The 25,346-nt window shown below is 69.2% G+C and carries 23 protein-coding genes; 16 read left to right on the forward strand and 7 right to left on the reverse strand.

Annotated elements, in window-relative coordinates:
• Positions 1 to 49: 49 nt before the first annotated feature.
• The 4 genes from D7147_RS22975 to D7147_RS22990 are packed head-to-tail and all read left to right on the forward strand — an operon-like array spanning position 50 to position 4,683.
• Entirely contained in the window at positions 50 to 1,216 is a 1,167-nt protein-coding gene (locus tag D7147_RS22975) for a branched-chain amino acid ABC transporter substrate-binding protein (RefSeq protein WP_158609379.1), read from the forward strand.
• Between the two features lie 5 nt (positions 1,217 to 1,221).
• The gene (locus tag D7147_RS22980; RefSeq protein WP_120681011.1) at positions 1,222 to 3,159 is read left to right on the forward strand and encodes a copper resistance CopC/CopD family protein; all 1,938 of its coding nucleotides are present in this window, start codon (positions 1,222 to 1,224) and stop codon (positions 3,157 to 3,159) included.
• A gap of 17 nt (positions 3,160 to 3,176) precedes the next feature.
• Positions 3,177 to 3,929 (forward strand): hypothetical protein, encoded by a 753-nt coding sequence (locus D7147_RS22985; protein WP_120681013.1) that lies wholly within the window; start codon positions 3,177 to 3,179, stop codon positions 3,927 to 3,929.
• Between the two features lie 37 nt (positions 3,930 to 3,966).
• On the forward strand, positions 3,967 to 4,683 hold the full coding sequence (locus tag D7147_RS22990; RefSeq protein ID WP_120681015.1) for a YcnI family copper-binding membrane protein: 717 nt from the start codon (positions 3,967 to 3,969) through the stop codon (positions 4,681 to 4,683).
• 264 nt (positions 4,684 to 4,947) lie between these two features.
• Here D7147_RS22990 and D7147_RS22995 read toward each other — a convergent pair whose 3' ends face one another.
• The 5 genes from D7147_RS22995 to D7147_RS23015 form a co-directional block, all read right to left on the reverse strand.
• Positions 4,948 to 6,330: an NAD-binding protein gene (locus D7147_RS22995; protein WP_158609380.1), complete on the reverse strand. Its 1,383-nt coding sequence runs from the start codon at positions 6,328 to 6,330 to the stop codon at positions 4,948 to 4,950.
• 372 nt (positions 6,331 to 6,702) lie between these two features.
• A complete protein-coding gene (locus D7147_RS32470; protein ID WP_158609381.1) occupies positions 6,703 to 6,888 on the reverse strand; it encodes an FAD-dependent oxidoreductase in 186 nt (61 codons plus the stop codon).
• Entirely contained in the window at positions 6,881 to 7,816 is a 936-nt protein-coding gene (locus tag D7147_RS23005) for an ornithine cyclodeaminase family protein (protein ID WP_120681019.1), read from the reverse strand. The genes D7147_RS32470 and D7147_RS23005 overlap by 8 nt, the downstream gene beginning before the upstream one ends.
• A complete protein-coding gene (locus D7147_RS23010; protein ID WP_120681021.1) occupies positions 7,813 to 8,265 on the reverse strand; it encodes an aconitase X swivel domain-containing protein in 453 nt (150 codons plus the stop codon). The genes D7147_RS23005 and D7147_RS23010 overlap by 4 nt, the downstream gene beginning before the upstream one ends.
• Complete coding sequence (locus D7147_RS23015) at positions 8,246 to 9,529, reverse strand: aconitase X (protein WP_120681023.1); 1,284 nt, start codon at positions 9,527 to 9,529, stop codon at positions 8,246 to 8,248. Before D7147_RS23015 ends, D7147_RS23010 begins: the two co-directional genes overlap by 20 nt.
• Positions 9,530 to 9,815: 286 nt before the next feature.
• On the opposite strand from D7147_RS23015, the gene D7147_RS23020 reads away from it, so the two are divergent.
• The 9 genes from D7147_RS23020 to D7147_RS23065 all read left to right on the forward strand — a co-directional run bounded on the left by D7147_RS23020 (position 9,816) and on the right by D7147_RS23065 (position 20,437).
• Positions 9,816 to 10,988: a branched-chain amino acid ABC transporter substrate-binding protein gene (locus tag D7147_RS23020; RefSeq protein ID WP_120681025.1), complete on the forward strand. Its 1,173-nt coding sequence runs from the start codon at positions 9,816 to 9,818 to the stop codon at positions 10,986 to 10,988.
• A 69-nt stretch (positions 10,989 to 11,057) separates the two neighbouring features.
• Entirely contained in the window at positions 11,058 to 11,951 is an 894-nt protein-coding gene (locus tag D7147_RS23025; RefSeq protein WP_120681027.1) for a branched-chain amino acid ABC transporter permease, read from the forward strand.
• On the forward strand, positions 11,951 to 12,988 hold the full coding sequence (locus tag D7147_RS23030) for a branched-chain amino acid ABC transporter permease (protein ID WP_120681029.1): 1,038 nt from the start codon (positions 11,951 to 11,953) through the stop codon (positions 12,986 to 12,988). Before D7147_RS23025 ends, D7147_RS23030 begins: the two co-directional genes overlap by 1 nt.
• On the forward strand, positions 12,985 to 13,806 hold the full coding sequence (locus tag D7147_RS23035; RefSeq protein WP_120681031.1) for an ABC transporter ATP-binding protein: 822 nt from the start codon (positions 12,985 to 12,987) through the stop codon (positions 13,804 to 13,806). The genes D7147_RS23030 and D7147_RS23035 overlap by 4 nt, the downstream gene beginning before the upstream one ends.
• Complete coding sequence (locus D7147_RS23040) at positions 13,799 to 14,527, forward strand: ABC transporter ATP-binding protein (RefSeq protein WP_120681033.1); 729 nt, start codon at positions 13,799 to 13,801, stop codon at positions 14,525 to 14,527. The genes D7147_RS23035 and D7147_RS23040 overlap by 8 nt, the downstream gene beginning before the upstream one ends.
• A gap of 4 nt (positions 14,528 to 14,531) precedes the next feature.
• A complete protein-coding gene (locus D7147_RS23045) occupies positions 14,532 to 15,542 on the forward strand; it encodes a proline racemase family protein (RefSeq protein ID WP_120681035.1) in 1,011 nt (336 codons plus the stop codon).
• Between the two features lie 20 nt (positions 15,543 to 15,562).
• Positions 15,563 to 16,267, forward strand: coding sequence for a GntR family transcriptional regulator (locus D7147_RS23050; protein ID WP_233563340.1), 705 nt, complete (start codon positions 15,563 to 15,565; stop codon positions 16,265 to 16,267).
• A 403-nt stretch (positions 16,268 to 16,670) separates the two neighbouring features.
• Positions 16,671 to 18,761, forward strand: a complete 2,091-nt coding sequence (locus D7147_RS23055) for an OmpL47-type beta-barrel domain-containing protein (protein WP_120681039.1) — start codon at positions 16,671 to 16,673, stop codon at positions 18,759 to 18,761.
• Between the two features lie 815 nt (positions 18,762 to 19,576).
• Positions 19,577 to 20,437 (forward strand): CHRD domain-containing protein, encoded by an 861-nt coding sequence (locus tag D7147_RS23065; RefSeq protein ID WP_233563355.1) that lies wholly within the window; start codon positions 19,577 to 19,579, stop codon positions 20,435 to 20,437.
• Positions 20,438 to 21,018: 581 nt separating this feature from the next.
• Here D7147_RS23065 and D7147_RS23070 read toward each other — a convergent pair.
• Positions 21,019 to 22,833, reverse strand: coding sequence for a CocE/NonD family hydrolase (locus D7147_RS23070; RefSeq protein ID WP_120681046.1), 1,815 nt, complete (start codon positions 22,831 to 22,833; stop codon positions 21,019 to 21,021).
• 297 nt (positions 22,834 to 23,130) lie between these two features.
• Here D7147_RS23070 and D7147_RS32475 point away from each other — a divergent pair, with 297 nt between their 5' ends.
• Positions 23,131 to 23,271, forward strand: coding sequence for a hypothetical protein (locus tag D7147_RS32475; RefSeq protein ID WP_158609383.1), 141 nt, complete (start codon positions 23,131 to 23,133; stop codon positions 23,269 to 23,271).
• A 27-nt stretch (positions 23,272 to 23,298) separates the two neighbouring features.
• On the forward strand, positions 23,299 to 24,327 hold the full coding sequence (locus tag D7147_RS23075; RefSeq protein ID WP_158609384.1) for a CapA family protein: 1,029 nt from the start codon (positions 23,299 to 23,301) through the stop codon (positions 24,325 to 24,327).
• A 132-nt stretch (positions 24,328 to 24,459) separates the two neighbouring features.
• On the opposite strand, the gene D7147_RS23080 is transcribed toward D7147_RS23075, so the two are convergent.
• Positions 24,460 to 24,870 (reverse strand): DUF2267 domain-containing protein, encoded by a 411-nt coding sequence (locus tag D7147_RS23080; RefSeq protein WP_158609385.1) that lies wholly within the window; start codon positions 24,868 to 24,870, stop codon positions 24,460 to 24,462.
• A 289-nt stretch (positions 24,871 to 25,159) separates the two neighbouring features.
• Between D7147_RS23080 and D7147_RS32480 the strand changes: the two genes are divergently transcribed.
• The gene (locus tag D7147_RS32480) at positions 25,160 to 25,312 is read left to right on the forward strand and encodes a hypothetical protein (protein ID WP_158609386.1); all 153 of its coding nucleotides are present in this window, start codon (positions 25,160 to 25,162) and stop codon (positions 25,310 to 25,312) included.
• The last annotated feature ends 34 nt before the right edge of the window (positions 25,313 to 25,346 follow it).

Here is a 25,346-nt window from a genome sequence, read left to right on the forward strand (position 1 = left end):
CGCTGCGCCCGGGCCGGCTGTCGGTGGTGACGGATCTGGAGGTAGAACGGTGCGACGCAGAGGTGCCGTGCGCTCGGTCGCGCTGGGCGCGGCCGCGCTGGTGGTGAGCGGTCTACTCGGCGCGTGCTCCGGCTCCGACGAGGGCGGGGGCGGGGGCGCCCCGAAGCTGCGGGGCGAGATCACGTTCGGGGTGCTGGCCCCGCTCTCCGGCGACCTGGCTGAGCGTGGGCAGGACCTCGTCGACGGGGCGCAGCTCGCTGCCGCTGAGCTCAACGATCAGGGCGGGGTTCTGGGGCGGCAGGTGAAGGTGGTCGTCGAGGACGGCGGCTGCACGCCGGCGACCGGCGAGCAGGGGGCGACGGGGCTGGCCGCCAAGAAGGTCGTGGGGATGGTCGGCGGGCTCTGTGAGGATGCGGCGGTGGCGGCGGCGAAGGCCGTGGCCACGGCTGGCACGCCGTTCCTGGTCTCCTCCGCCCGCGCCGACCCGCTGATCGAAGCCGAGGTGCCGTCGGCGTTCCCGATGGAGGCGACGGTCTATCAGGAGGCGCTGGCCGCGGTGCACTGGATGGCCTACCGGAGCGCCCAGCAGGTGGCGGTGCTCGATGACGGCTCGCCGGCCGCACAGCGGCTGTCCGGCCTGGTGACCGACCGGCTCAAGGCCGACGGCCTGCCGGTGAGCAGACAGAGCACCGACGGTCCTGATCCCGCGAAGCTCGCCGGCACCGTCACCGCCTCCAAGGCAGACTTCGTCTACTGGACGGGGGCAGCGGAACCAGGTGGACGACTGGTGAGCGCACTGCGCCAGGCCGGCTACACCGGCAATTTCATGGCCTCCTCCGCGTCCGACAACCCTGAGTTTCTGCAGGCGGCCGGCGGGGCGGCCGAGGACGCGTTCCTCACCACGGCCGCGGGGCCGAAGCTTCTCCCGACGGCGGCGGAGTGGACTGCACGCTTCAAGGACCGCTACCGACGGGACCCAGGCCGTGACGCCATGCAGGCCTACGACGCGCTCCGCGCGTTGGCCCAGGCGGTGCGCCAGGCAGGGGACACGGCACCCTCGAAGGTCGTCGACAACATCCCGCGGCTCGAAGACTTCACCACCTTCACCGGGGTGCTGCGCTTCGCCGCCGATCACTCGCTGACGTACGACAACTACGTCATCGCCCAAGTCCGGGGCGGCACGTTCACCCTGGCCAGCAAGTTGCGTACGGACTAGGCCCGATGACGCACAGGATCCAACTCGCACGCCATCGCTGGGCCCGGCTGGTCACGCGGCTGGCGGTGGTCCTCCTCCTCGCGACCGGTGGCCTGGTCACCAACCTCGCGTCCCCCGCGCAGCCGGCGTACGCCCACGCCTCCCTGGTGGAGACCTCGCCGGTCGACGGCGAGGTGCTGGCCTCGCCCCCGGCGGAGGTCCGGCTCCGTTTCAACGAGGCGGTCAGCTTCAACGAGCGGTCGATCCAGCTGCTCGACACGAACGCGGAGAAGCTGGCGATCGGCACCCCCGGTCACGCGGACGGGAAGGGCAACACGGCGCAGGTCAGCCTGCCCACGGATCTGGCCGAGGGAACCTACGTCCTGGCCTGGCGGGTCACCTCCGCGGACTCGCACGTGGTTTCGGGTGCGCTCACGTTCAGCATCGGTCATCCGAGCGCAACGGCCGCCCCGGTGGAGCAGGACGCCCACCGTGGCGTCGTCGTCGTCGACGCGGTCGGCCGCGCCCTGGCCTTTCTCGGTATGGCCCTCGCCCTCGGCGGCGCGCTGTTCGTGGCCGTGCTCTGGCCCGCCGGCCGCACCGACCGCCGCGGCCGCCGCATCGTGTGGTCAGGATTCGCCGTGCTGGCCGCCGGCACCGTGGTGGTCCTGCTCGTGCAGGGGCCGTACGCCGCCGGCACCTCGCTGGCCGGAGTGTTCGATCCGGACCTGCTCGGAGCGACACTCTCCACCCGATTGGGCCACGCGCTGCTGGCGCGGCTGGTGATCGTGCTCGCCCTCGGCGTGGCGTTCGGGCTCGCCGTACGCCATCGGTCACGGTCTGCCACCACCACCACCGCGACGGCGACAAGCGCGATGGCGACCACCGGAACGGCGACCACCGCGACCGCGACCATCGCGACGGTGACCACCGCGACCGCGACCACCGGGACGACGACCACCGGGACGACGACCACCGGGACGACGACCACCGGGACGACGACCACCGGGATGGCCGGCGCCACCCGCCGGATCGTCCTGCCCGTGGTCGGCACGGTCGGCGCCGTCGCCCTGCCGCTGACCTGGACGCTGACGGACCACGCGCAGACCGGCGTGCAGACCTGGCTGGCCGTGCCGGCGACCAGCCTGCACCTGCTCGCCATGGCCCTGTGGCTGGGTGGCCTGATCACGCTCGCGGCCTGCGTCCTCGTCCCGGCCGGGAGGCGGGAGGCCAGCCAAGCCATCACCCTGGCGCCCGCGCTGCCCAGGTTCTCCGGGCTCGCGCAGGTCTGCTTCGCGGTGATCGCGGCGACCGGCGTCTATCTGTCCTGGCGGCAGGTGGGGTCGTGGGCGGCGCTCGGCGCTACCGACTTCGGTCGGCTGCTTCTCGGCAAGCTCGCCGTCGTCCTCGCCGTGGTGGCTCTCGCCGCCGGAGCGCGGCGGTTCGTGCGGCGGCGCGGCCGCGAACCCCTCGGCCTCGACGCCGCCCCCGCCGCCGCGGTGCGCCGGCTGCGCCGCTCGGTCGTGGGAGAGATCCTGCTCGGGGTCGCCGTCGTGTCGATCACGGCCGTGCTCGTCAACACCGCCCCGGCCCGCACCAGCTACGCGCCGCCGGTGCACACCACCGTTCCCGTTCCCGCCGCCGCGGCCGAGTCGGCCGCCGGGCTGCGGGACGCCTCGGTCGAGGTGAACATCGAGCCGGCGCGCTCCGGTAACAACGTGGCCGACATCTACCTCACCGGCCCGGATGGTTCGCTGGTCGCGGTACCCGAGATCTCCGGCCGGCTCGAATCACCCGACCGCGACGTCCCGGCACTGCCGGTCACCGTCACCGCTGCCGAACCCGGCCACTACGTGGCGAACTCGATGTCCATCCCCTTCCCCGGGGAGTGGGTGCTGCGGCTGGACATCCGAGTCTCCGACTTCGACGAGACACCCGTGCGCGTCCAGTTCACGGCACGCTGAAAAGGTAGGTGACACACATGCGAGGCGCTGACCGAAAGGCGTCCCGGAGCCGGTCGACCGCGATCGAGGCCGGCTTGCTCGCCCTCGGCGTCCTGGCGGGCTGCTCCAGCGAGGGCCCGGCACCCGTGACCAAACCCCCCTACACCGTGGACTCGGTCCGCTCCGGCCTGGTCAGCCCCAGCGACCTGGGCGAGGGCGCGATCGAGATCGAGGACGAGGGCCACTCCTCGCACGTCATCTACACGCCCCCGAACAGCATCCCGACCTGCCCGTACGTCCAACGTTCCGAGACCGTCGAGGTCGCTGTGGAGCCGGCGATCGAGCCGGTGGGTGGGAATCCGACCGGACGGACCATCGTCGCGCCTCAGAAAGTGGGGCCGTCGTCGCTGCCGGTCGTCACCCAGGGCGCGGTGGTCTTCCAGAGTTCCTCGCTCGTGGACGACACGATGAACAAGGTCGTGGCCGAGGCCGACAAGTGCCCGGCGACGTTCAGCGTGCTCGGCGGACCGCCGACCGTGGTGGGTGAGTACAAGGTCGGCAGCCGGTCGATCGAGATCAACGGGTGGAAAGGGTTCTCGCAGCATCTCGTACACACCTCGCCCCCGGAGGTGAACACGGAGACCTACGACGATCTGGTCACCGTCGTGGTGCGCAAGGCGAACGCCATCATCTACGTCGGCTACACGCAGATCAAGTCCGTGGGCAAGCGCGCCGACTCCGACGAGAAGGTCAAGGCGTTGATGAAGACCACGCTGGCCCGCCTCGGCTAGTCGTGATTGTCGACCAATAGAGAGCTGGAGAATGCACATGCCTCGCCGAGTTGTACGTGGCCTCGTAACCGTAGGCGTGGTGGCCTGCCTCGTCGGCGTCCTGCCGGCGGCGGCGTTCGCGCACGTGACGGTCAACCCGGGCACGGCCACCCAGGGCGGTTACGCTGCCCTGACGTTCCGGGTGCCCACCGAGAGCGACGACGCGAGCACCACCAAGGTCGAGGTGCAGTTCCCGACCGACTCCCCACTGGCCTCGCTCTCGGTGAAGCCGCACGCCGGTTGGTCGTACGAGATAACGAAGAGGAAGCTGACCACCCCGATCGAGGCGCACGGCGCGCAGATCAGCGAGGTCATTGACAAGATCACCTGGACTGCGGCGGATCCGCAGTCGACTATCAAACCGGGTGAGTACGACGAGTTCTCGGTGAGCGCCGGACCGCTGCCCGCGGCCGACCAACTGGTGTTCAAGACCTTGCAGCACTACAGCAACGGCGAGGTCGTGCGGTGGATCCAGGAGCCGGCCTCCGGTACCGACGAGCCGGAGCGGCCCGCGCCGGTGCTCCGGCTCGTCGCCGAGGCGGATGCGGCATCGTCCCCGGCGGCGGGCACCGAGCAGGCGGCGGTGGCCGTGGCCAGCGCGTCCACGACGCAGTCGGATGCGGGAAGCCGGTGGGCGGTCGGACTGTCTGTGGCCTCGCTGGTGATCGGCCTGGTGTGCGCGACGATCGCCGTGCGGTCGCGCCGGATGCGATGAGCGCCTGATCGGCGTTCCTCGTGCCGGACGCGAGGAGCGCCGATCAGCACCACCGAATGCCGCCGTCCTTCTCACTCGGCTGGCGGTGGGTCGCTCTCCATTGGGAGAGGACGTTTGCCAACGCGCCGAGGGCAAGGTGAGACGAGACGGGGCGCTCGGCACTGCGCTCTTGTTTGTGACGGTGGTACGGCTTGCGACCGGCGGGTAGCGCGACAGCATGTGCACGGCGCGGAGCTGGGCAAGCCGCTGCGTACCCCGGGCCTTCTACTTCTCATGCGTCATGCTGGGCTCGGCTCTGCCCTGTTGGGCGTTGCCTGGCAGCGACGCAGACCCCACGGCCTGTCTTAACCTGCTGACGAGAGCGGCGATTCTGGGAAGGCTCACGTGACCTCCTTGACTGCCCGGCAACCGTGATCGCCTCGCCGCCTGCATGTCGGTGGTGCGCGGGTGCGTGGCATCCGAGTTCTTCACGGTGACCAGTTCGGCAAGCTGCCGGGCGAAGTCGTCCTCAGACGCCCGCGGAACGATGACGCCTAGCTGTTCGGCGACGAGTGCGGCTGTTTCGTCGTTACGAGGCCGCCAGATGATAGGCAGGTCGGGCCGGATAGCCCGCGCAGCGAGAGCAGTAGCCAGGCTGGCGTCGTCATCGGGAGTGAGAAGTAGCAGGGCTCGGCACCGCTCGACGGCAGCGCGGCTGAGGGTTTCCGACCTGCTCGCGTCGTCGACGATAACCGGAATGGCCAGATCTCGGGCGACATGCACTCCGCGGGCGGCTTCGGAGACATCCACAGCGACGATTTCGGCACCGGCACGGCGCAACGCACCGACCACTTGGCTCCCCAAGCCGCCGAGGCCCACGACCACGACGTGACCGCTGCTGCCTTTGGGTAGTACGCCAGCGGCGGCCAATGCGCGGGCGTGCTGGACGGCGTCTCCCAGGTAAATACCAGTCACGACGCCGCCGGTGACAGTCAGCAGAGTGTAGACGACGTCGAATACCTGTGCGTCCCTGGTCGAGAGAGGGTCTGGGCCACCTTGGCCATTCATCAGGAAGGAGTACAGGGCATCGAAGACGCCGACTTGATTCACCAGCATCAGGAACCCTGTTCCGAGGGCCGTCACCACCAACGACGTAGCGGCAATGCGCGCGACTCGGACCTGCAGCACTTGGCGAAGAAGGCGGCGCTGCGTGCGCAACCGGCGGACGCGGGCCTTGACCGTGGGCGCCGCGTCGGCAAGTGCAGCCACATGCGCTACGGCGGCGGCACTGGAAGAGAAAACGAACGTGCAGCCGGGCAGCATCGGATATTCGCCGGCCTCGCCGACCTCACTGCGCACGACGAGCCGCGCGGCCGGGTTGAGCTCACGCACAAGTAGGGCTTGACGCAGCGCAGACGTGCTTGACAGCAGCGCCACAGTTTCTGCTTCCGCGACCTTTGCAAGGTGCAGCGTCTCGCGGTCCAGCGGCTCAGCCGTGACAAGGTGGACGTTGGGGATGTCGCCGACCTTAAAGCGCGCCGCGACGTCCGGCGGTAAGACAACGGCCACCACCGCGTCGGGCCGCCTCGCCAGGTTCCTCACCAGTTCGACCGCCAGGCGGTCGTCACCACAGACTACGTATCGGAGGCTGCGCCGCTCCTCGACCATGCACATGACATTAAGATCTCGGGACAAGTCAGAGCAGATCCAGAACATCTCGCTCCGGAGCCGTGCTCGCGAGTTCCTCGCTGTGGAGCGGCCGGGTGGTCGTCACATCGCTACTCTCACCCTCTCTCGTAACTCTTGCGCGATCCCAAAGTGCAGCGAGTGATCCTCGAACAGCGTCCACCCCCTGTCCAGGGGTTGCCTGCTCGCTAGCGCCTCGGCCTGCAACGGCAGGCCCAGGCCGGTGAATTGCAGAACCTTGGCGTCGACTGCCCAGGCGGTGTCTCAATCCTTCAAGGATTGGTCGAGACGTCCTTTAGCCTCGCGGCCCTGGTAGAAGCGGCACCGCTCGCTCATGCGATCAGCTCTCTGTGGTCACCGCTTCCTGTCGACGCGAAGGTTCGACTTGCGAGGATCTGCCTTGACCGTGGAAACAATTCCTCCCTCCCGAAGGCGACGCAGGATGGCCTGGTGCGCCTGCGTGTCGACAAGTTCGCGCGCGGCGTAGTAGGCGCAGGCGGCCCCCACGATGCCCGCGCCGACGACGACCACGTCAGGCATGGCCTCGTTCTGTCCAGCGCTGGTGGGCCAGATCGGCCACCACGAGGTCCTGCCAGCCCATGCCGACGCTCTTGAAGACCGATGAACCGGTGGTGGGTGCCAGATGTACCGCATCGCGAAGTTCGATGAGGCTGTCCTCGGCGACGACGCCGGCGCGTACGGCCTGGATGATGTCACCCGCCTCCCGCAGCGCGACGCCGCGGGACTCGACGACCACCCGTTCGGCGGCGCCGATCGTCACGTCGTCGAGTTCACGGGCGTCCGGCTCGTGGGAGCCCACCGCGACCGCACAGCTTCCCGGGCGCAGCCGACGGCCGTCGAAGAGCGGCTGGCGGGCGGTGGTGGCGCAGACCACCACGTCCGCATCCGCGACGTCGTCGTGGCTGCCCACCCGCGCGTCCAGACCGCTGTCCCGGACCCTGGCCACCAGGGCCGCCGCGCGGTCAGGGTCCCGGCCCACCACCGTGACGTCGCTGAGCGGGCGAACGGCTCGCAGCGCCTCCACATGCCCCCACGCCTGTGGGCCGGAGCCGAATACGACCAGGTGTCGCGCCCCGGGCGGGGCGAGGTGGTCCACCGCGACCGCGGAGACCGCGGGGGTCCGCAACGTCGTGAGGGCCGTGCCGTCCAGCAGCGCCACCGGCGTCAGCGTGACCCGGTCGTAGAGCACGTACAGCGCTTGGACGCGGGGGAGGCCCCGGCCGGAGTTGCCCGGAGCCACCGTGCTCAGCTTCACGCCCATGGCGGTGGCGGTCTCGGCGGGCATCAGCAGCAGCTGCCCGTGCTCCACGTCGTGGATGGAGCGCTGCAGCGACGCCTGCGGGTCGAGGCCGCCGGAGAGGGCCTTCGCGAGTGCGGCGACGGCGTCGGCGAACGGCACCAGGCCGAAGACGTCGGCCTCGTCGAGGTACGGCAGGGTCGCGGTCATCGGGTCTTCGCAATCACGGTCGCTGGGCGGGGTGCGGTGTGGGCGAGGACGGCGGCCGGGGTGCCGGTGTGCAGTTGTGCCAGGTCGTCGTCGGTGAGCTGCACGATGGGCAGGCTCGTGCCGTAGATCTCGGCGGCGACGAGGGCCCCGATCACCAGGATCGCGTCGCACTCGGCCAGGAGGAGGGCCGCCGGCGCATGCCCCGACCGGATCAGCTCCGCGAGCACCGCCGTGGAGGAGCTGGATCCGCGACCGGTCTGCATCGCGAGGACCTGCCCAGCGACCGTGACGCCGCGTTGCGGATGGTGGGCGTCCACGATCAGCCCGCGTGCGTCGACGCCGCCCCAGAACGAGAGCGGTTCGTCGAGCGCGAGGACGACGCCGTCCGCCTGGCCTGGATGGAGGGAGCGGCCGGACAGCGTCACCGGCTCATGCCCAGAGCCGCTCATCGCGTACCACCCTCCCGGCTCGTGCCGAGGCGACGCACTCGGCGAGGCTTCCCAGTACGGTGTCGATCCCGAGGTTGGCCGGCGCGTACCAGGCCCACTTGCCCGAGTTCGTCATCACGGTCTGGATGCCGTCGCTCAGCACGGGTGTCACGTAGGTGCAGGTGTCGGTGAGGATGCGGCCACCCGCGTCGCGCACGGCGTCGGCGTACCCGCGTGCCTGCGCCTCGGCCAGCACGGCCCGGCTGGTCGAGACGAACACGTCGACCGACGAGGCGAACGACGGGCCGTCCCGCAACTCGCGCGCCAGCGCCGCGAACTCGGAGAGCGAGAAGTGCGGGGTGCCGAGGCTGACGGCGTCGAGTGAGGTGGTGGCGGCGCTGCTGAGCCGGTCGCGTGCTCGCCTGAGGTTGTCTGCCGTCACCGGCACGGTGGTGGCCCCGGGCGCGAGCACCCTGCCCAGCGTCGGCGCCTCCGGGGTCACCCCCACTACGTGGAACAGCGCGACGCCGCCGGCGGACGCGGCGGTGGCGCCGAGCGCCTTGAGCCGGTCCTCGGTCCCGCCGTCGTTCAGGTCGCCCGGCAGGCCGGTGAGCGCCGCGACCCGGGTTCCGGTGAACTCCCCGAGCAGCGCCCCGATCGCGGGCCAGGCGACGTCGTCGTCGAGCAGTACGGCGGGGACCGCGGAGAAGTCGAGCACCAGCGCGGCGGTGCGGTTGCGTTGCAGGTGCAGGCCCGAGTAGGGGACCCGGCCGGTAACGCCGGCGGCGATGTCGATGAAGTCGCCGTAGCGGTCCGTGTGCGCCCCGAGCACCGAGTTGACGAAGGCGATGGCGTTGGACTCCGCCCACGCCACGTGGCTGCCCGCTGCCGGGCGGTGGCCGGACTGGTAGGGCGCGCAGGACCAGATCGGCTCGCAGCCGAGGGCCACGTGCGCGTCCATCAGGCGCCGGCCGTTCTCGGCGAGCTCCGGGTCGGCGCGTACCAGCCCGGGATGTAGCAGATCGAGCGAGCCGACGTTGAGCGTCGTACGCACCCGCACCCGGGCGCCGAGGGAGACGAGCCGTTCGGTGAACTCCAGCCCCGCCACGCCGTGGTACAGGCAGCCGTCGGCGTGCGCCGATTCGATCGGCACCAACCGTTCGGCGCCGTTCGCGCGTGCCACTCCGACGATCAGCCGCATGCACATCGCGGTTGCCGGGCCCTGCTCGCCGGCCAGCATGGATTCTTCTTCGGCGGTGAGGACCAGAGCGTCGTCGCGAGGCATCAGGCTCCTTCGCCGGGGGCCAGGGTCACGGTGAAGAGGTCCGGCGCGGCCAGGCGGATGCGGGGAGCGGTGGGAGCAGTCATGTCGGACAGTCCTTTCGCGACGGCCAGTAAAACATTACACAGCAGTCCGTCGGGCTGAAATCACGCGTCGGTAACACCCCCACGTGCACCTCTGGAGCAACTTTGTGTCCTGTGCCATAGTGCGGTGCTACGTCACACAGCAGTGCTACCACTCGATACCTGGCCGTCCGCGTGTCGGCCCTTGAGGGAAGTGAGTTTGGACAATGACGTCATACCTCACCCGCCGGCTGTCGCGAGTCGCCCTCGTGGGCAGCGCGGCGGTGGCGGCCATGCTGCTCTCCGCCTGCGGTAACGGCCTCGCCTCGGGCGGCGGCGAGAAGTCGGACGACGGGCCGATCGTCCTCGGCATGCTGACGCCGCTCTCCGGCAGCAGCTCGGCCATCGGCCCGTACATGAAGAACGGCGCGCAGCTCGCCGTCGACGAGCTCAACGCCAAGGGCGGCGTCAACGGGCGCAAGCTGGAGCTCAAGGTCGAGGACGAGGCGTGTGACGCCAAGAGTGCCACGGCGGGCGCCAACAAGCTGGTCACCGCGGGCGTGAAGGTCTCGGTCGGCGGCTACTGCTCGGGTGCGACGCTCCCGACGCTGCCGATCTTCGAGAAGGCCGGCGTGCCGATGCTCATCCCGGCCGCCAACTCCAATGAGCTGGTCGCGCAGAAGAAGAAGAACGTCTTCCTGATCAACGGCACCGGCGTTCAGCAGTCCGATTCGGCGCTGAAGTTCATGAAGAAGGTGGGCGCCACCAAGGTCGCCCTCATGGACGACAACACCAGCTACTCGAAGGACATCGCCGACACCACGGCCAAGCTGCTGACCGGCTCGCCGGCGCTCGCCGGACGCGAGTCGGTGACCGCGGGTGAGAGCGACTACAGCGCCAACGTCAACGCCATCCTGAAGGGCCAGCCGGACTTCATCTACTGGACCGGCTACTACCAGGAGGGTGGCCTCATCATCCGTCAGCTGCGGCAGGCGGGCTACACCGGCAAGATCATGGTCGCCGACGGGTCGGTCGACCAGAAGCTGGTGGACATCGCCGGCCCCGAGGCCGCCGCAGGCGTCTTCGCCACCATGACCCAGACCCCGGAGACGATCCAGGGCGCCGAGAAGTGGATCGCGGACTACACGAGCAAGTTCGGCGCCGCCCCCGGTCCGTACTCCACTCAGGCCTACGACGCGATCCGGGTGGCCGCCGAGGCGGTCACGAAGGCCGGCTCGACCGACGGTGACGCCGTCATCAAGGCGCTCGAGGGGATCGACGGTTTCCAGCTGTTCTCCGGGCCGCTGAAGTTCACGCCCGACCACACGCTCTCCAGCGGTGGCTTCCAGATCCTCACGGTGGAGAACGGCAAGATCGTCCTCGAGGACACCCTGCAGTAGGTCGCCTGCTCCCGGCGGCGTCCTCCCATGAGCGCGCCGCCGGGGCGTTCCCCGCTCCGAAGGACTCCCATGACCCAACTCCTCTGGAACGGTCTCTTCGTCGGATCGTTCTACGCCTTGGTCGCCCTGGGCTACACGATGGTGTACGGCATCATCAGGCTCCTCAACTTCGCCCACGGCGACCTGTACATGCTCGGTGCGTTCGTCGGTTTCGGCGTCCTGAGCGTCGCCGGTGGGCTGGCGACCGGCCTCGGCTTCGTGGCGCTGCTCATCGTCATGCTCATCGCGATGCTGGTGACCGGAACGGCCGGCCTGCTGCTCGAGCGGGTCGCCTACCGTCCCCTGCGTGACGCGCCCCGGCTCTCCGTGCTGATCACCGCGGTGGGCGCCTCGTTCGCGCTCGAGTACGGAATGCGCCTGGTGGCCGGGCCCAACCCGGAGGTCTACCCGGTCCGGCTGGCCGGTGACCCGGTCAATCTGCTCGGCGCCCGCATCACCATCCAGCAGGCCAGTCTCATCGTGATCGCGGTCCTGCTGATGGCCGGCCTCCAGTGGCTCGTCATGGGGACCGAGACCGGGCGGGCCATGCGCGCCATCTCCCAGGACCCGACGGCGGCCCTGTACATGGGCATCAACGTCGACGCCGTCATCGCGCGTACCTTCTTCATCGGCTCCGCCCTCGCCGGCGCTGCCGGCGTGATGGCCGGCGGCTACTACGGGAAGATCGACTTCCTGATGGGGTTCGTCATCGGGCTCAAGGCGTTCACCGCGGCCGTCATCGGAGGCATCGGCAACGTCAAGGGCGCGATGCTCGGCGGCCTGACGCTCGGCCTGCTCGAGTCGATCGGCACCCACTGGATCGGCGGGCAGTGGCGCGATGTCTTCGCCTTCACCTTCCTCATCATCTTCCTGACGCTCCGCCCGACCGGCATCCTCGGCGAGCGCGTTACGGAGCGTGTCTGATGACCACCAACCTCGCCACGTCACCGGCCCGCGCCCGTGCGCTCTTCGACCGCCTCCAGCAGAACCGCCACCTCGGCCTGGTCGGACTGGTCGTCGCGTTGCTGGCGCCGTTCATCACCGCCACCAACTACGCCCTGTCGGTGATGACCTCCGCGCTGCTGTTCGTGATGCTCGCGGTCGGCCTCAACATCGTCGTCGGCTACTGCGGCCTGCTCGATCTCGGGTACGCCGCGTTCTTCGCCATCGGCGCCTACGTCAGCGGCATCCTCGCCACCAGGTACGGCTGGCCGCTGCTGGCCACGGTGCCCGTCGTCATCGTCGCGGCGGTGGTCGCGGGCATCGTGATCGGTGGACCCACCCTGCGGCTGCGCAGCGACTATCTGGCGATCGTGACGCTCGGCTTCGGGGAGATCATCCGGATCACGGCGAACAACCTCACCATCACCGGAGGGCCGTCCGGCATCTACGGGATCCCCGGCATCATGCTGCTCGGGGTCGATCTGAGCGGCCCGGTCGGCCTCTACTACACCTGTGTGGTCGTCGTCGCCCTGGCCGTCCTCGGCGCGGCGCGGCTCGGCCGCAGCCGGCTCGGCCGCGCCTGGCGGTTCATCCGCGAGGACGAGGACGCCGCTGAGGCGATGGGCATCAACACGTACCGGGTGAAGCTCGCCGCCTACATCGGCGGCGCCATCTGGGGTGGCCTCGCCGGCATCCTCTTCGGCGCCCAGCTCTCCGCCATCTCCCCACCGAGCTTCACATTCCTGTGGTCGGCGCTCATTCTGATGGCCGTCGTGCTCGGTGGCATGGGCTCGACGCCCGGCGTCGTGCTCGGCGCCATCTTCATCAGCGTGCTGCCCGAGCTTCTCCGGGAGGCCGCGGACTACCGGTACTTCGTGTTCGGGATCCTGCTCATCATCGTGATGATCTTCCGTCGGCAGGGGCTGTGGCCGGCGCGGGCCGTGGAACGGCAGTCCCGGCGCGACAAGCGCAGGGCCGAGGAGCATGCCGCGCGCAAGGGCAAGGAGGTGGTGCCGTGAGCACGCCGGATTCCGTACCGCTGCTGCGGGTGCAGGACCTGCACCTGGACTTCGGCGGTGTGAAGGCCGTCGACGGGCTGACCTTCCAGGTCTACCAGGGCGACGTCCTCTCGCTCGTCGGTCCCAACGGTGCCGGCAAGACCAGCGCGTTCAACTGCGTCACGGGCTTCTACAAGCCCACCGGCGGCTCGATCACCCTGCACGGCAAGGACATCACCGGCCTGCGGCCGTCCGCGATCGCGGCCCGGGGGATGTCGCGCACCTTCCAGAACCTGCGCCTCTTCGGTGAGCTGACGGTGCTCGACAACGTCCGCGCCGGGATGCACCTGCGGCTGCGGCAGAACGCCCTCGACGCGCTGCTGCACACGCCCCGGTTCAGGCGAACGGAGCGGGAGGCCACCGACGAGGCCAACCGGTGGCTCGACTTTGTGGGCCTGCGCGGCGACCGCGCTGGCCTTGCGCGGAACCTTCCGTACGGCGAGCAGCGGCGTGTCGAGATCGCCCGCGCCCTCGCCTGCGGGCCCAAGGTGCTCCTGCTGGACGAGCCCGCCGCCGGCCTCAACTACGGCGAGAAGGGGGAGCTGCTCGATCTGCTGCAGCGCATCAGCGCGCTCGGCATCGCCATCGTGCTCATCGAGCACGACATGGATCTCGTCATGCAGGTCTCGCGCCGGGTCGTCGTGCTGAACTTCGGCCGGGAGATCGCCGACGGCACTCCCGAAGAGGTACGCCGCGACCCGGCCGTGATCGAGGCGTACCTCGGCAAGGACGATGACGACGAGGAGGACATGGATGAGGAGATGATGAGCCATGAGTGACGCCGCCGGCCGCTGGGCGCTCGAGATCGACGGCCTCGACGTTCACTATGGCCGCGTCCACGCCCTGCGGGGGTTGAGCCTGACCGTCGGTGAGGGCGAGATCATCACGCTGCTCGGCAACAACGGCGCGGGCAAGACCAGTACGCTCGCCACCGTCTCCGGGGTGGTGCGGTCCACCGGCGGCACCGTGCGCGCGTTCGGCCGGGACATCACCAAGGCCAAGCCGTGGGAGATCGTCGGCGCCGGGGTCGTGCACGTGCCGGAGGGACGCCGCATCTTCTCCCGGCTGACCGTCCACGAGAACCTGCAACTCGGCGGCTACCTGGTGAGCGACAAGGCCGTGGTCGGCCGCCGGATCGACGAGGTCTACGCCCTGCTGCCGCGGCTCGCCGAGCGGCGCAACCAGCAGGGCGGGAACCTCTCCGGCGGCGAGCAGCAGATGCTCGCCGTCGGTCGCGCGCTGGTCGCGAAGCCCAAACTGCTGATGCTGGACGAACCCTCGATGGGGCTCGCACCACTCGTGGTGACACAGATCATGAAGCTGATCCGCCAGATCAACGCCGACGGCACCTCGGTGCTGCTCGTCGAGCAGAACGCCCGCGCCGCGCTCAAGATCGCGCACCGCGCGTACGTCGTGGAGAATGGTGTGATCACCCTGCAGGGAGCGGCCCGCGAGCTCAGGCGCGACTCCCGCGTGGTCGAGGCGTACCTGGGGGCCTGAGGCGATGCCGGACATTCGCGCCACCGACTACCACACGGCGGGAGAGCCCTTCCGCATCGTCACCGACGGCGTCCCGGAGATCCCCGGCGCCACCGTCCTGCAACGGCGCGGGCACGCTCAGCGCGACGAACAGATCGACGCCGTACGCCGGCTCCTGGTCAACGAACCTCGTGGCCACGCCGACATGTACGGCTGCTTCCTCGTGCCGCCGGACGACGAGGGCGCCCACTTCGGGGTGCTGTTCTGGCACAAGGACGGCTACTCGACGGCGTGTGGACACGGCACCATCGCGCTGGGTGTGTGGGCCGTCCGCAGCGGACTCGTGAACGCCGACCCGGACGGGGAGACCGACGTGGTGATCGACGTACCGTCAGGTCGCGTCACCGCCACAGTCACCTGCGTCGCCGGCGAGGTCCGCGACGTCAGCTTCCGCAACGTGCCCGCGTACGTACTGGGCCGGGACATCACCGTGAACACCAGCCGGGGCCCGGTGCGCGCGGACGTCAGCTACGGCGGCGGGATCTACGCCTCCGTCGACGCCTCGGTCCTCGGGCTGTCGGTCACCCCGGAGCACTACGGTGAGCTGCTCGCACTCGGCCGGGAAATCAAATGGGCACTCAACGGGACCGAATGGGCCCGGCACCCGAGCGAATCGCGGCTCGACGGTGTCTACGGCACGATCCTGTTCGAGGATCTGGGCCGGCGGTCCGGCGGCCCCCACCAGCGCAACATCACCGTCTTCGCCGACGGGGAGGTCGACCGGTCACCGTGCGGGTCAGGCACCTCCGCGCGGATCGCGCTGTTAGCATCATCCGGGCAACTCGCCCCTGACCAGGTGCTGACGCACGACTCGGTGATCGGAACACGGTTCCTGGGCCGCGTCGTGCGGGAGTTGGAAGCAGAGGGCCGCCCGGCCTACGTCTCAGAGGTGCGAGGGATGGCCTACCGCACCGGCGAACACCATTTCGTCCTTGAGGACAACGATCCCGTCGGACTGGGATTCACGCTGCGATGAAGAGGACAAGGAGTGAGACCGTGACGGACGCCACCGGGCGCCTGGCCCCGGACACGCTCTCCTTGCCACAGCTGGGAGGCCGACCCAACCTTCGCCAGGAGATCGCCCATGCCCTGCGCGGCGCGGTCATCACCGGGCAGCTGCGCGTCGGCGTGCTGTACTCCGTGCCGATGCTCGTAGAGCAGTTCGGTGTCTCCGCCACGCCAGTACGCGAAGCGATGCTCGACCTCGCCAACGAGGAACTGGTCACGATCGTTCGAAACAAAGGCTTCCGAGTCACGGAGCTGACCGACCGGGACCTGGACGAGATCACCTCACTGCGCGCGCTGATTGAGGTGCCCACCGTGGCCGAGATCGCCCGGGCCATCAACGAGCCCACCCGGGCGGCGGTCGAGGCGCTGCGTCCCCTGACGAAGGAGGTGGAGCGCCTCGCCGAAACCGGCGACCTCATCGGCTACGTCGAGGTCGACAGGCGTTTCCATCTCGCGCTGCTCGCCCTCGCCGGCAACCGGCATCTCATCGACGTGGTCGGGAACCTACGGGCCCGCAGCCGGCTGTACGGCCTGCAAGAGCTCGCCGAGCGTGGCGAGCTGGGGCGTTCGGCCGCCGAGCACGAGCAGATCGTCGATCTGGTGGTGGCCGGCGATGCGCCGGGGGCGGCGGCGCTGATGCGACGCCACATCGGCCACGTCCGGGGCTCCTGGGCCGGCCACCACGAACCCTGACCGCCAGCACCGGGCGGCCGCGGCGGATGAAGTCGAAGAGCTGCGCTGGCAACAACGCGGCGGTGGACGACTTCGGGGCACCGAACATCGTGCACGGTATCAAGGGAGTGACCGCGCGGCTCTGTAGCACATTGTCGCGGCAATAGGAACACGTGGTGGGCCGGCAATCGCCGGCCCACCGTTTTTCCATCGTCGTGTGATGAGGGGATCGCGTGCGAGGAAAGGGGCGCCGGCCGACGATGCGACAGTGGTTCGATGCAGCGGCGAGAAACTACGACGATTGTAGATAGTTGGCCCCGTCTATGAATGCATAGGGTTCTGGACCAGGTCCCTTTCGTGGCGGTGTCCTCCGGACGGCGGCCCTGTCGCGGATCTACTGTGTCCAGAATCGGAGGAAGCCGCTATGGCCAGGCCTTTTTCGACCGCCATCGCGCTCGGTGCACTCATTGTGCCCGGCGTCATGGTCGTCGAGTCATCCGCGTACGCGAAGGAGTCGGTGGAGAGGCAGGTCGACCTTTCGGTGGGGTTGTCCGACCACATCAATTTGGCCGGGACCGGGTTGGTGCCGGCGGTTCTGCGGAGCGCCGCGGCATTCGACGCAACCGCCGTGGACCCCGGAAGTGTGCTGCTCGGCACGCCCGAGGCCGGGGGTGCCTCACCCGCAAAATGGGCAGACGGCTCCGTGATCGCGACGAAGACGGATGTCGACGGCGATGGCCGAAATGACCTCGTGCTGCACTTCGACAAGGCGGATCTCACGAGCGACGGCGGACTCGGTCCGGACAGTGCCGAATTGACATTGTCCGGTCGTCTGTCCGACGGCGGCGAGATCACGGGTACCGACCACGCCGACACGGAGGTCGCACTCGAAATCAAGTTCGCCGAATCCCTCAAGATTCGTGGTGCGAATGCCGACCTACGCAGCGAGCGCGGCCAGAGCCTGCAGCGGGTCGAGAGTGTCCTCGACCGGCACGGCCGGGTCCGTGACCTCGAACCGATGGTGCAGACGGTCTCCTCTGCCGAGCTGACCGAGCTCGCCGACGAGGCGGCGGAGCGCACGGGCGAGGCTGTGCCCGATATGTCCTCCTGGTACCGCCTCACCATGCCCTCCGGGGTCGACGCCGAGGCTGTCCGCGCCGAGCTCGCGGCGCTGCCCGAGGTCGTGCACGTCTATCCGGTGCCGGAGCCGGTGCCGCCGCCGTCGACCACGCCGGACTTCACCGGTCGGCAGGGCTACCTCCGCCCGGCGCCGACCGGAATCGACGCCGACTTCGGCCGGCACGACCCGCGGCTGCGCGGCGCGGGAATCAAGGTGGCGGACCTTGAGTACGACTGGAACCCGTTCCACGAGGATCTGCAGCTGGACTGGTCAAGCGACCTGGGCGGCGAGGCCTTCCCGCGCTACACGGGCTTTGCCGACGAGCACGGCACGGCGGTGTTCGGCATCATGGGCGGCCGTGACAACGAGTACGGGGTCACCGGTGGGGTTCCCGACGCGCAGCTCTACGGTATTTCGCCGAACCAGCGGCTGGCCAACGGTCGCACCTCCTGGAGCCCCGGGCCGGCGCTGGCCTACCTGGCCGCCAACGGCAATCTGCGACCCGGCGATGTCGTGCTGCTGGAGCAGCAGACCTCCAGCCCGCTCGGCAGCACCCGGTACGCGCCGCTGGAGTGGATCCCGGCAGTGTTCGACGCGATCAAGCTGCTGACCGGGCTGGGCGTCACCGTGGTCTCGACCGGCGGTAACGGCAACACCAACTCCGACGACCCGATGTACACCCGCGACGGCATCCGCTGGTTCGACCCGGCCGTGCAGCACTCCGGCTCGATCATGGTCGGCGCCGGTAGCAGCACCGACCACGAGCGGCTCAGCTTCTCCAACTACGGCACCCGGTTCGACCTGCAGGGCTGGGGGCACAACATCACCACCACGGGGGGCAACGGGAACCTGCAGGGTGGCACGAACCCGGCAGACCTCAACGTTCGCTACACGCAGTCGTTCGGTGGTACGTCGGGCGCCGGGCCGGTTGTGACGAACGCCGTCGTGGCCATCCAGTCGTATCTCAAGGCCACCGGCCAGGAGCCGTGGAGCGGCCAGGAGATCGTCGAGGTGCTGAGGGCCACGGGAACGCCGCAGGGTGCGACCACGGCGGGTGAGCAGATCGGGCCGCTGCCCAACCTGGAGGCGGCCCTGAAGATGATCGAGGTGGATGCGCCGGTGTCGACCATCGCCCTGAGCCATCACGCCAACAGCGATGTGCCCTGGGTGGCCAACCCGCTGGCGACGCTTCGTGCCGACGACGGGTGGGGCGTCGGTGTCGCCCGCATCGAGTACCGGCTCGATGGCGGGTCGTGGAAGCAGTACCAGGCGCCGTTCCGGGTCAAGGGACCGGGCGAGCGGACGATTGAGTACCGCGCGATCGACAACAACGGCAATGTCGAGAAGGCCAACACGCTGACCTTCAGCAACCCGCGGGTGCCGGTGCACCAGTAGTCCGCTCTGCGGGCCTACCTCGGTCAGGTTGCCGAGGTGGGCCCGGCTGCTGACCGCTTCCGTCGCGTCCTGTTCATCGGCCACTGTGGACGCCGGGCCGAGGGGGAGGGGTGTCGGCGACGGCAGGTTCTTGACCGCTGCCTCGCCGCTGCAGCGCGAGATCGGTCGCTTCCAACGTGACGTCCAGAAGGTCGTCGTCTCCGACACTCTGACCGACCGAGAGGTGTCCGCGCACCCGGCGACCGTCGTTCGCCCCTCGTGGCCGATCGCGTCGAGCGCGTCGCAGTAAACCGCCATGAGGTCGGGGAACTTCGGGGCCATAACCGTGGTGGCGCCGCTCTTGACGGGCTCGCCCTTGATCAATAGCGGCCGAGAACGGTTCGACGCGAGACGCGTCTCGCTGCTCGACGAGGTTGTGCGCTCGTCCATGACGAAGACTTCCCAGTCTTTCCGAAACGCCCGGCGGGTGTACCGATTGGTAAACCCGGTGGACGGATGCGCGGTCCGATGGAAGGCGGCCTCGCCGAACCGCGCGGGTCGTCGCAGAGCACCCAGCGCGGTCCACCGCGCTCGAAGATCCCTGACGGGCAGATCAGTGAATGGAGCCCACCTTTGCCGCGAAGGTGGAACAATTTCACAAAGGGTGCCAATCGAACCGAGTGCTGGACGGTCGCGACGATCACGTCCACCGGCGCGCGGCACCTTTGCATTGCCTGAGTCCCACCATGGGCGGTTTGTCCGCCGCTGATTCGGGCTCGGGCCCCACCGAGGAAGGGACCAGCATTATGGGACGGACCAGACTCTGGACGGTGGCGATGGCGGCCAGCGCGGCGGTCGCGGCCAGCGCCATCGGCACCACCGCCCTGGCCGACGGCCGGGACGACTCGGGCGACAAACGCGACTCGCACGACTCGCGGGACTGGAGTGACTCGCGGGACGCCAAGGAGGTGAACGTCCGCGCCAAGCTCAGCGGCTTCGAGGAGGATCCCAAACCGATCTCGACGCCCGGTTCCGGGCGGTTCGAGGCCAAGATCGACGAACGGGACAAGGAGATCAGGTTCAAGCTGAGCTACGAAGACCTGAAGGACGTCCAGCAGGCACACATCCACTTCGGAGGCAGACACCAGAGCGGCGGCGTCGCCGTCTTCCTGTGTTCGAACCTGAAGGACGCGAAGGGTGGCCATTCGGCGGACGTCCAGTCCTGCCCGCAGGCCCCGGCCAAGATCGAGGGCACCATCAAGCCCGACGACGTGGTGGGCCCCGCCGACCAGGGCATCCAGCCCGGCGAGTTTGACGAGCTCGTCGACGCGATCGAAGCGGGTGTCACGTACGTCAACGTGCACACCAAGCAGTTCCCGAACGGCGAAATCCGCGGCCAGATCAAGACCGACGACAAGCACAAGGACAGCAAGGACTGGGCCCGCGACAAGGACGACGACCACCGGGGCACCTCGTGGAGCAGCGACGAGGACCGGGACTGGAACGAATTCAGGAAGGCGTGGGACGACCACGAGGACAAGGGCCACGAGGACAAGGGCCACGAGGACAAGGGCCACGAGGACAAGGGCCACGAGGACAAGGGCCACGAGGACAAGGGCCACGAGGACAAGGACGACAAGCACAAGGACGACAAGCACAAGGACGACAAGGACAAGGGCCAAGACCACGACAAGTGAGCCCGTGGCCTCACGACAGCGGAACGCCTGACCACCACAAGGGGTCAGGCGTTCCCCGTGCACGGCTGCGGCGCCGGAACGGCCCGCCGTCGGTGGTGACGAACCACGTCCTGCTGAGTGCCCGGCGACGTTCTTCACCTTCGGGCTCCGCACCAACGTGGCGGCCCCGACGGCGGCCTGCTCCCACAAGGGCGGGTCGGCGGCGAGGGGATGGCGAGGCTTGCGTGGTGCTCGCGCCTGTCGGGCGAGGCCGTTTGCTGCGACTCAGCCCATGCGTCGACGGCTGCGGCGAACTGTGCGGCGGGAAGCCTCACGATGACGGCGTCGCCCGATGATCGCCCGATCTTGGAGACCTCCCAGGGCCTCTCCGGCCTCTCCATCGCACGCCAGCGAGGACGCGGCCCGGATCTGGCGGGAGCACGCGGACCTGCACGCGTGCACCGACCGTCGCGAGCCCCGCCGCACAGAGTGTCGGTGGTTCTCCCGGCGGCAGGTCAGCGACGGAGCCGCACGTTGTGCGCGCACGGCCGTAACGGGCTGCCCGGCACCCGCCAGGCGGCGAGCACCGGGCAGCCCTTCGGTCAGCCGTTCCTGGACAGCCGCAGCGGGAAGGTGCCGCGGCCGATGTCGCTGAGCGTGGTGGTGTTGGCCGTCAGGTACGTGTCGAGGAACGGCGAGCGGTCACCCTGGGTCGGCACGTCGTACCGCGGGTTCTGCACATCCAGGGCGAGCCGGGCGTCGGAGACCTTGATCGTGTGACCCGAGGGGACGTCCCGCCACCTGTTGGAGTCGATGGTGCCGACCTGGACTCCGAGCTGGTGCCCACGCTTGACGGTCCAGTCGGTCGACTTCAGATCGAAGGAGATCCGTCCGCCGCGCTCGATCAGCGCAACGTTCTCGTCGAACATCGTCGCCGTACCGTCGGGAGCGACGTCCCACAGGCGCACCATCACGTTCCCGCTCGTGCTCGCCTTGAGGGAGATCCTCGGCGTACCGGTGATCCGCAGCGACTGAGAGGCGGGCGTCGACCAGGTCCAGTAGCTGGAGGCGGAGGCGTCGCCCTGCGCGGCGGCGTTCTTCTCGGCACGGGACAGCACCTCCATGCGCGGCGCCCGCTCCATGTCCCAGCGGCCCTGGTCCACCACGCGGGACTCGGCCGCCGCCGCGGCGCCGCCGTTGTCGACGTACCGGCCGGTGGAGAGCCGTGCGTCGTACGACGTGCCAATCACCGGCCAGGTCTTCTGCGCGCGCCAGTGGCCGAGGCTGTCCTCGATGGCGTACGCCGGATCGGTCACGGACGGGCGCGTGCCGCGGAGGTACTGGTCGTAGAACCGCATCACCTCGTCGAACCAGCCGGCACGACCCATCTGCAACCGGCCGTCGCCGTCGGTGTCGTTGCCCCGCACGTGGTCCCACTGGCCCAACCAGCCGCGCTCCGGACCGCGGTGGTTGGCCAGGTACTCGTCCATGTCCTCAGGTTTCGTGTTGGACTCGATGAAGCCCTGGGTCACGAACAACGGGGTGCGGGTGCCGGCGGCGTCCTTGGCCAGGTTCCTGGCCCTCCAGTACGCCGAATCGGCGTCGGGGTTGTTGTTGTTGGTGATGTTGTCGCTCAGGCACTCCGGATGGCTCGCCTCGTAGAGGGCGTTCGCCTTGTACCGGTCGCTGTCGTCGGCCATCGCAGGCATGACCGCGATCGAGTTGTACGCCGCGGGCGTGCCCGTGACATTGGGGCGGGGCACCTTGTTGCTGAACAGGTAGTTGTACATGTCCCAGAGGGGCTCCTGGGCGACGACCGCCTTCAGGGCGTTCATCTTGAGGTTGTTGCCCACCAGCCCGGTGACGGCGTCGTAGGACTTGCCGTACATCCCGATCTTTCCGTTGGACCACGGCTGGCTGGCCGACCACTGGATGGCCGCCCGGACGTCGGCCTGTTCGCCCGGACCGGCCCAGTCCAGGCATCCGGTGCTGCCGCCGAAGCCGCGCAGGTCGACCATGACGAAGGTGTAGCCGCGTGCCATCAGGTCGGCGCCGTCGACGAGGTCCTGGAAACGTGCCGACGGTCCGACTCGGTCCCAGCCCTCGGGGCCGGTCTGCCCGGCGTGGGCGAAGTAGGGGCCCACGGAGAGGATCACCGGCGTCTTCGCATGTGCCGGCAGGTGCGCTGGGCGCAGCACGTCGGCGTGCAACTCGACGCCGCTGCCGTCGGAGGACGGGAAGTACGCCTCCGTCCACGCCGCCCCCTCGGGCACCCGTGGGTTCTCGTCATGGGTGATCGACTCGTCGGTTGTCGCGGCTGTCTGTGCGGCCGCGGGCGATCCGCCCGCGGTTAAGATCGTGACGATGGCCAATGCACCGGCCGCCGCAGCGGCCGATGCCTTCCTGCCACGGTTCATCCCTGCTCCCCTGACATCAATTCCAGACGAGGCCCGCCTGGTCGCCTAGCCGAGCGTAGTGACGACCGTCGTTCTTGTCGCCCCTCGGGGCCGTCCTCGACCTTCACCGGATCCGACCGCCGCAGGGCACACGAACGCGGCTCGTCCTACACTCCGGGCACCGCGAAGCGACCGCGTCGCGGCGGGTTTCACTGCTTCGATCGGACGCCCTCAGTCGGTCCGCCGGGCGTAGGCCTCTCGGGGAACGCGGTAGGCCAGGTCGGCTGCCGTCTCGATCGCCTCGTCCTCGGTCAGCCGGTGTTCGAGGACGAGGCGGGCCGGGTAGCCGGCGTCGATCTGTCGGGAGAGGTCGTCCCAGCCGGGAACTACGAAGGCCGGGCCAAGGGCAATCTGGCCGAACCGGACCAGGGTCGGCTGGGTTTCCGTACGCTGCGCTGAGTGAACTGGGCACGATGCTTCGTCGCGTTGGCGGCGACCCTGCTTGTTGTGGCGTGTGATCCCGCCCGGACCTCGCCGGCCGGTGCGCCTACCGGCTCCGCCTCTCCGGCCCCTCCATCGCAGCCCACCGAGATCACCTTGGCCTTCGCAGGCGACGTGCACTTCACCGACCGGACGGCCGATCTGCTCGGCGACCCGGCCACCGCGTTCGGGTCGATCTCGTCGACCCTGTCGGCCGCAGACCTGGCGATGATCAACCTGGAAACGGCGGTCACCACGCGCGGCACCCCCGAGCCGAAGCAGTTCCATTTCCGAGCGCCGGCAAGCGCATATGACGCGGTAAAGGCCGCCGGCATCGATGTCGTGTCGATCGCCAACAACCACGCGCTGGACTACGGGCGGACGGGGCTGGCCGACACCGTGGACGCAGCCAAGGCCGCCGGCATGCCCGCCGTCGGGGCGGGGGCCGACGCGGCGGCAGCGTACCGGCCGTGGATCACCGAAATACGCGGTACCAAGATCGCTGTCCTCGGCTTCAGCCAGATCTCCGAGCTGTGGTCAGAGTGGAGAGCCACCGACAACCGGGCCGGCATCGCGATGGCCCGGGACCTGCCGCGCGCCGTCGAAGCGGTACGCGCCGCACGACGTCAGGCCAGCGTGGTTGTCGTCTACGTCCACTGGGGCGCCGAGGGCGACGCGTGCCCCGCCGCCGAGGCTCGCGCGTTCGCGGGCGAAATGGCCGAGGCGGGTGCCACGATCGTGGTCGGCACCCACGCTCACCTGTTGCTCGGCGACGGATGGCTCGGTAACACCTTCGTTCAGTACGGGCTCGGCAACTTCCTGTGGTGGCGTGACGACGCGTACAGCAACGACACGGGAGTGCTGCGGGTGACCCTCGAAAATACGGCGATCTCGAAGACGGAACTGCTGCCCGCGACGATCTCCCGACGCACCGGTCGACCCGAGCTCGCCAGCGGGGAGGACGTGGCCCGGATCCACCGGGAGTACGCGGACCTGCGCGCGTGCACCGGACTCGCCGCGAGCCCTGTCCCATAGGGCGCAGCCGTGCTGCCGGCGGCAGGTGAGCGACGGAGCCGCCGGGAGCAGGAGGTCATCGCCAGCGGCACCGTCGTCTGCGAGACGTAGGTGAGGAAGGCATGGGCACACCTGCTGCCTTCAAAGTGCGTGCTACCTGCCGGAGGGTTGCCCGCCACCGGCACCCACCGGTTCGATCACCTGCCAGAAGTCCTTTGAAAGCTGGGCCGCCGCGTTCTGGAACTCGTCACGGGTGACAGCCTCACGGAGCGTGGTGAGCACCGCGGCGACCCCGGGACCGGCGAGCGCACGGTCGATGTTCGGGCGGTCTGCCACCCGCCGCACGAACTCTTCGAGCCCGAACGACGTAGCCTGTTCTCGTCCACGCGGTCCGCGCAGGTGGTCGGCGAGCTTGTCTGGAAGTTGATAGGCAAGGTCCTCTGCCTGGCCGGTGCTGATCCGGTCTGCCAACGTCTCCAACGTCGCGGCGCTGAGTGTCGCCGCCTGATCGGTCGAAACCTTTGCCCGCGTCGCCACTGCGTTGATGAAATCCTGGTATTCCACCGGAGTCCCCTTTTCTGCCGGATCGCCCTCGAAACGCCAGTTACGAGCCCTGACCGTAATGCGCCCGCGGTTGGGTTCGGATGTGCCTTGTCTACGCGTACGGCACCTTCACACCCCGCGGGAAAGGCTCGCGTCGAAGCTGCTCGGGACGTCGCCCGACAGCGTCACGACGTTCAGCCTGGCCTACCCGTATAGGAGAGGCGCATGCAAACCGCACCACTCGGCTGCCGAGCGACCTGCTACCTCGACAGCCTGCTGGGGCCGGGGGTGAATCTGCCTCATCCGCATCGTGCGAATACGAAGCGACGCGGGTATACGGACTCCCGAGGCGCGCGCCGGCCTGCTCGCCCGGCGCGGACGGGCCGACGAGGCCGTCGCCGCCTACGACGAGGCGATCGCGCTGACCCACGTCGGCCGGCGGGGCCATCTCGTCGGGCGTTGAGAAGCACCCCGCACCTGACGAAACGGCCGGACGT

This window comes from Micromonospora musae, assembly GCF_003626545.1.
Taxonomy (GTDB): Bacteria; Actinomycetota; Actinomycetes; order Mycobacteriales; family Micromonosporaceae; genus Micromonospora; species Micromonospora musae.

Coding starts and splice junctions, on each gene's coding strand:
- D7147_RS23030 (WP_120681029.1), top strand. CDS start 11,951: ATGACCACCAACCTCGCCACGTCACCGGCCCGCGCCCGTGCGCTCTTC.
- D7147_RS32470 (WP_158609381.1), bottom strand. CDS start 6,888: ATGCCTGACGTGGTCGTCGTCGGCGCGGGCATCGTGGGGGCCGCCTGC.
- D7147_RS22995 (WP_158609380.1), bottom strand. CDS start 6,330: ATGGTCGAGGAGCGGCGCAGCCTCCGATACGTAGTCTGTGGTGACGAC.
- D7147_RS23015 (WP_120681023.1), bottom strand. CDS start 9,529: ATGCCTCGCGACGACGCTCTGGTCCTCACCGCCGAAGAAGAATCCATG.
- D7147_RS23010 (WP_120681021.1), bottom strand. CDS start 8,265: ATGAGCGGCTCTGGGCATGAGCCGGTGACGCTGTCCGGCCGCTCCCTC.
- D7147_RS23065 (WP_233563355.1), top strand. CDS start 19,577: ATGGCGGCCAGCGCGGCGGTCGCGGCCAGCGCCATCGGCACCACCGCC.
- D7147_RS22980 (WP_120681011.1), top strand. CDS start 1,222: ATGACGCACAGGATCCAACTCGCACGCCATCGCTGGGCCCGGCTGGTC.
- D7147_RS22990 (WP_120681015.1), top strand. CDS start 3,967: ATGCCTCGCCGAGTTGTACGTGGCCTCGTAACCGTAGGCGTGGTGGCC.
- D7147_RS23055 (WP_120681039.1), top strand. CDS start 16,671: ATGGCCAGGCCTTTTTCGACCGCCATCGCGCTCGGTGCACTCATTGTG.
- D7147_RS23045 (WP_120681035.1), top strand. CDS start 14,532: ATGCCGGACATTCGCGCCACCGACTACCACACGGCGGGAGAGCCCTTC.
- D7147_RS23005 (WP_120681019.1), bottom strand. CDS start 7,816: ATGACCGCGACCCTGCCGTACCTCGACGAGGCCGACGTCTTCGGCCTG.
- D7147_RS23025 (WP_120681027.1), top strand. CDS start 11,058: ATGACCCAACTCCTCTGGAACGGTCTCTTCGTCGGATCGTTCTACGCC.
- D7147_RS22985 (WP_120681013.1), top strand. CDS start 3,177: ATGCGAGGCGCTGACCGAAAGGCGTCCCGGAGCCGGTCGACCGCGATC.
- D7147_RS23070 (WP_120681046.1), bottom strand. CDS start 22,833: ATGAACCGTGGCAGGAAGGCATCGGCCGCTGCGGCGGCCGGTGCATTG.
- D7147_RS23040 (WP_120681033.1), top strand. CDS start 13,799: ATGAGTGACGCCGCCGGCCGCTGGGCGCTCGAGATCGACGGCCTCGAC.
- D7147_RS23020 (WP_120681025.1), top strand. CDS start 9,816: ATGACGTCATACCTCACCCGCCGGCTGTCGCGAGTCGCCCTCGTGGGC.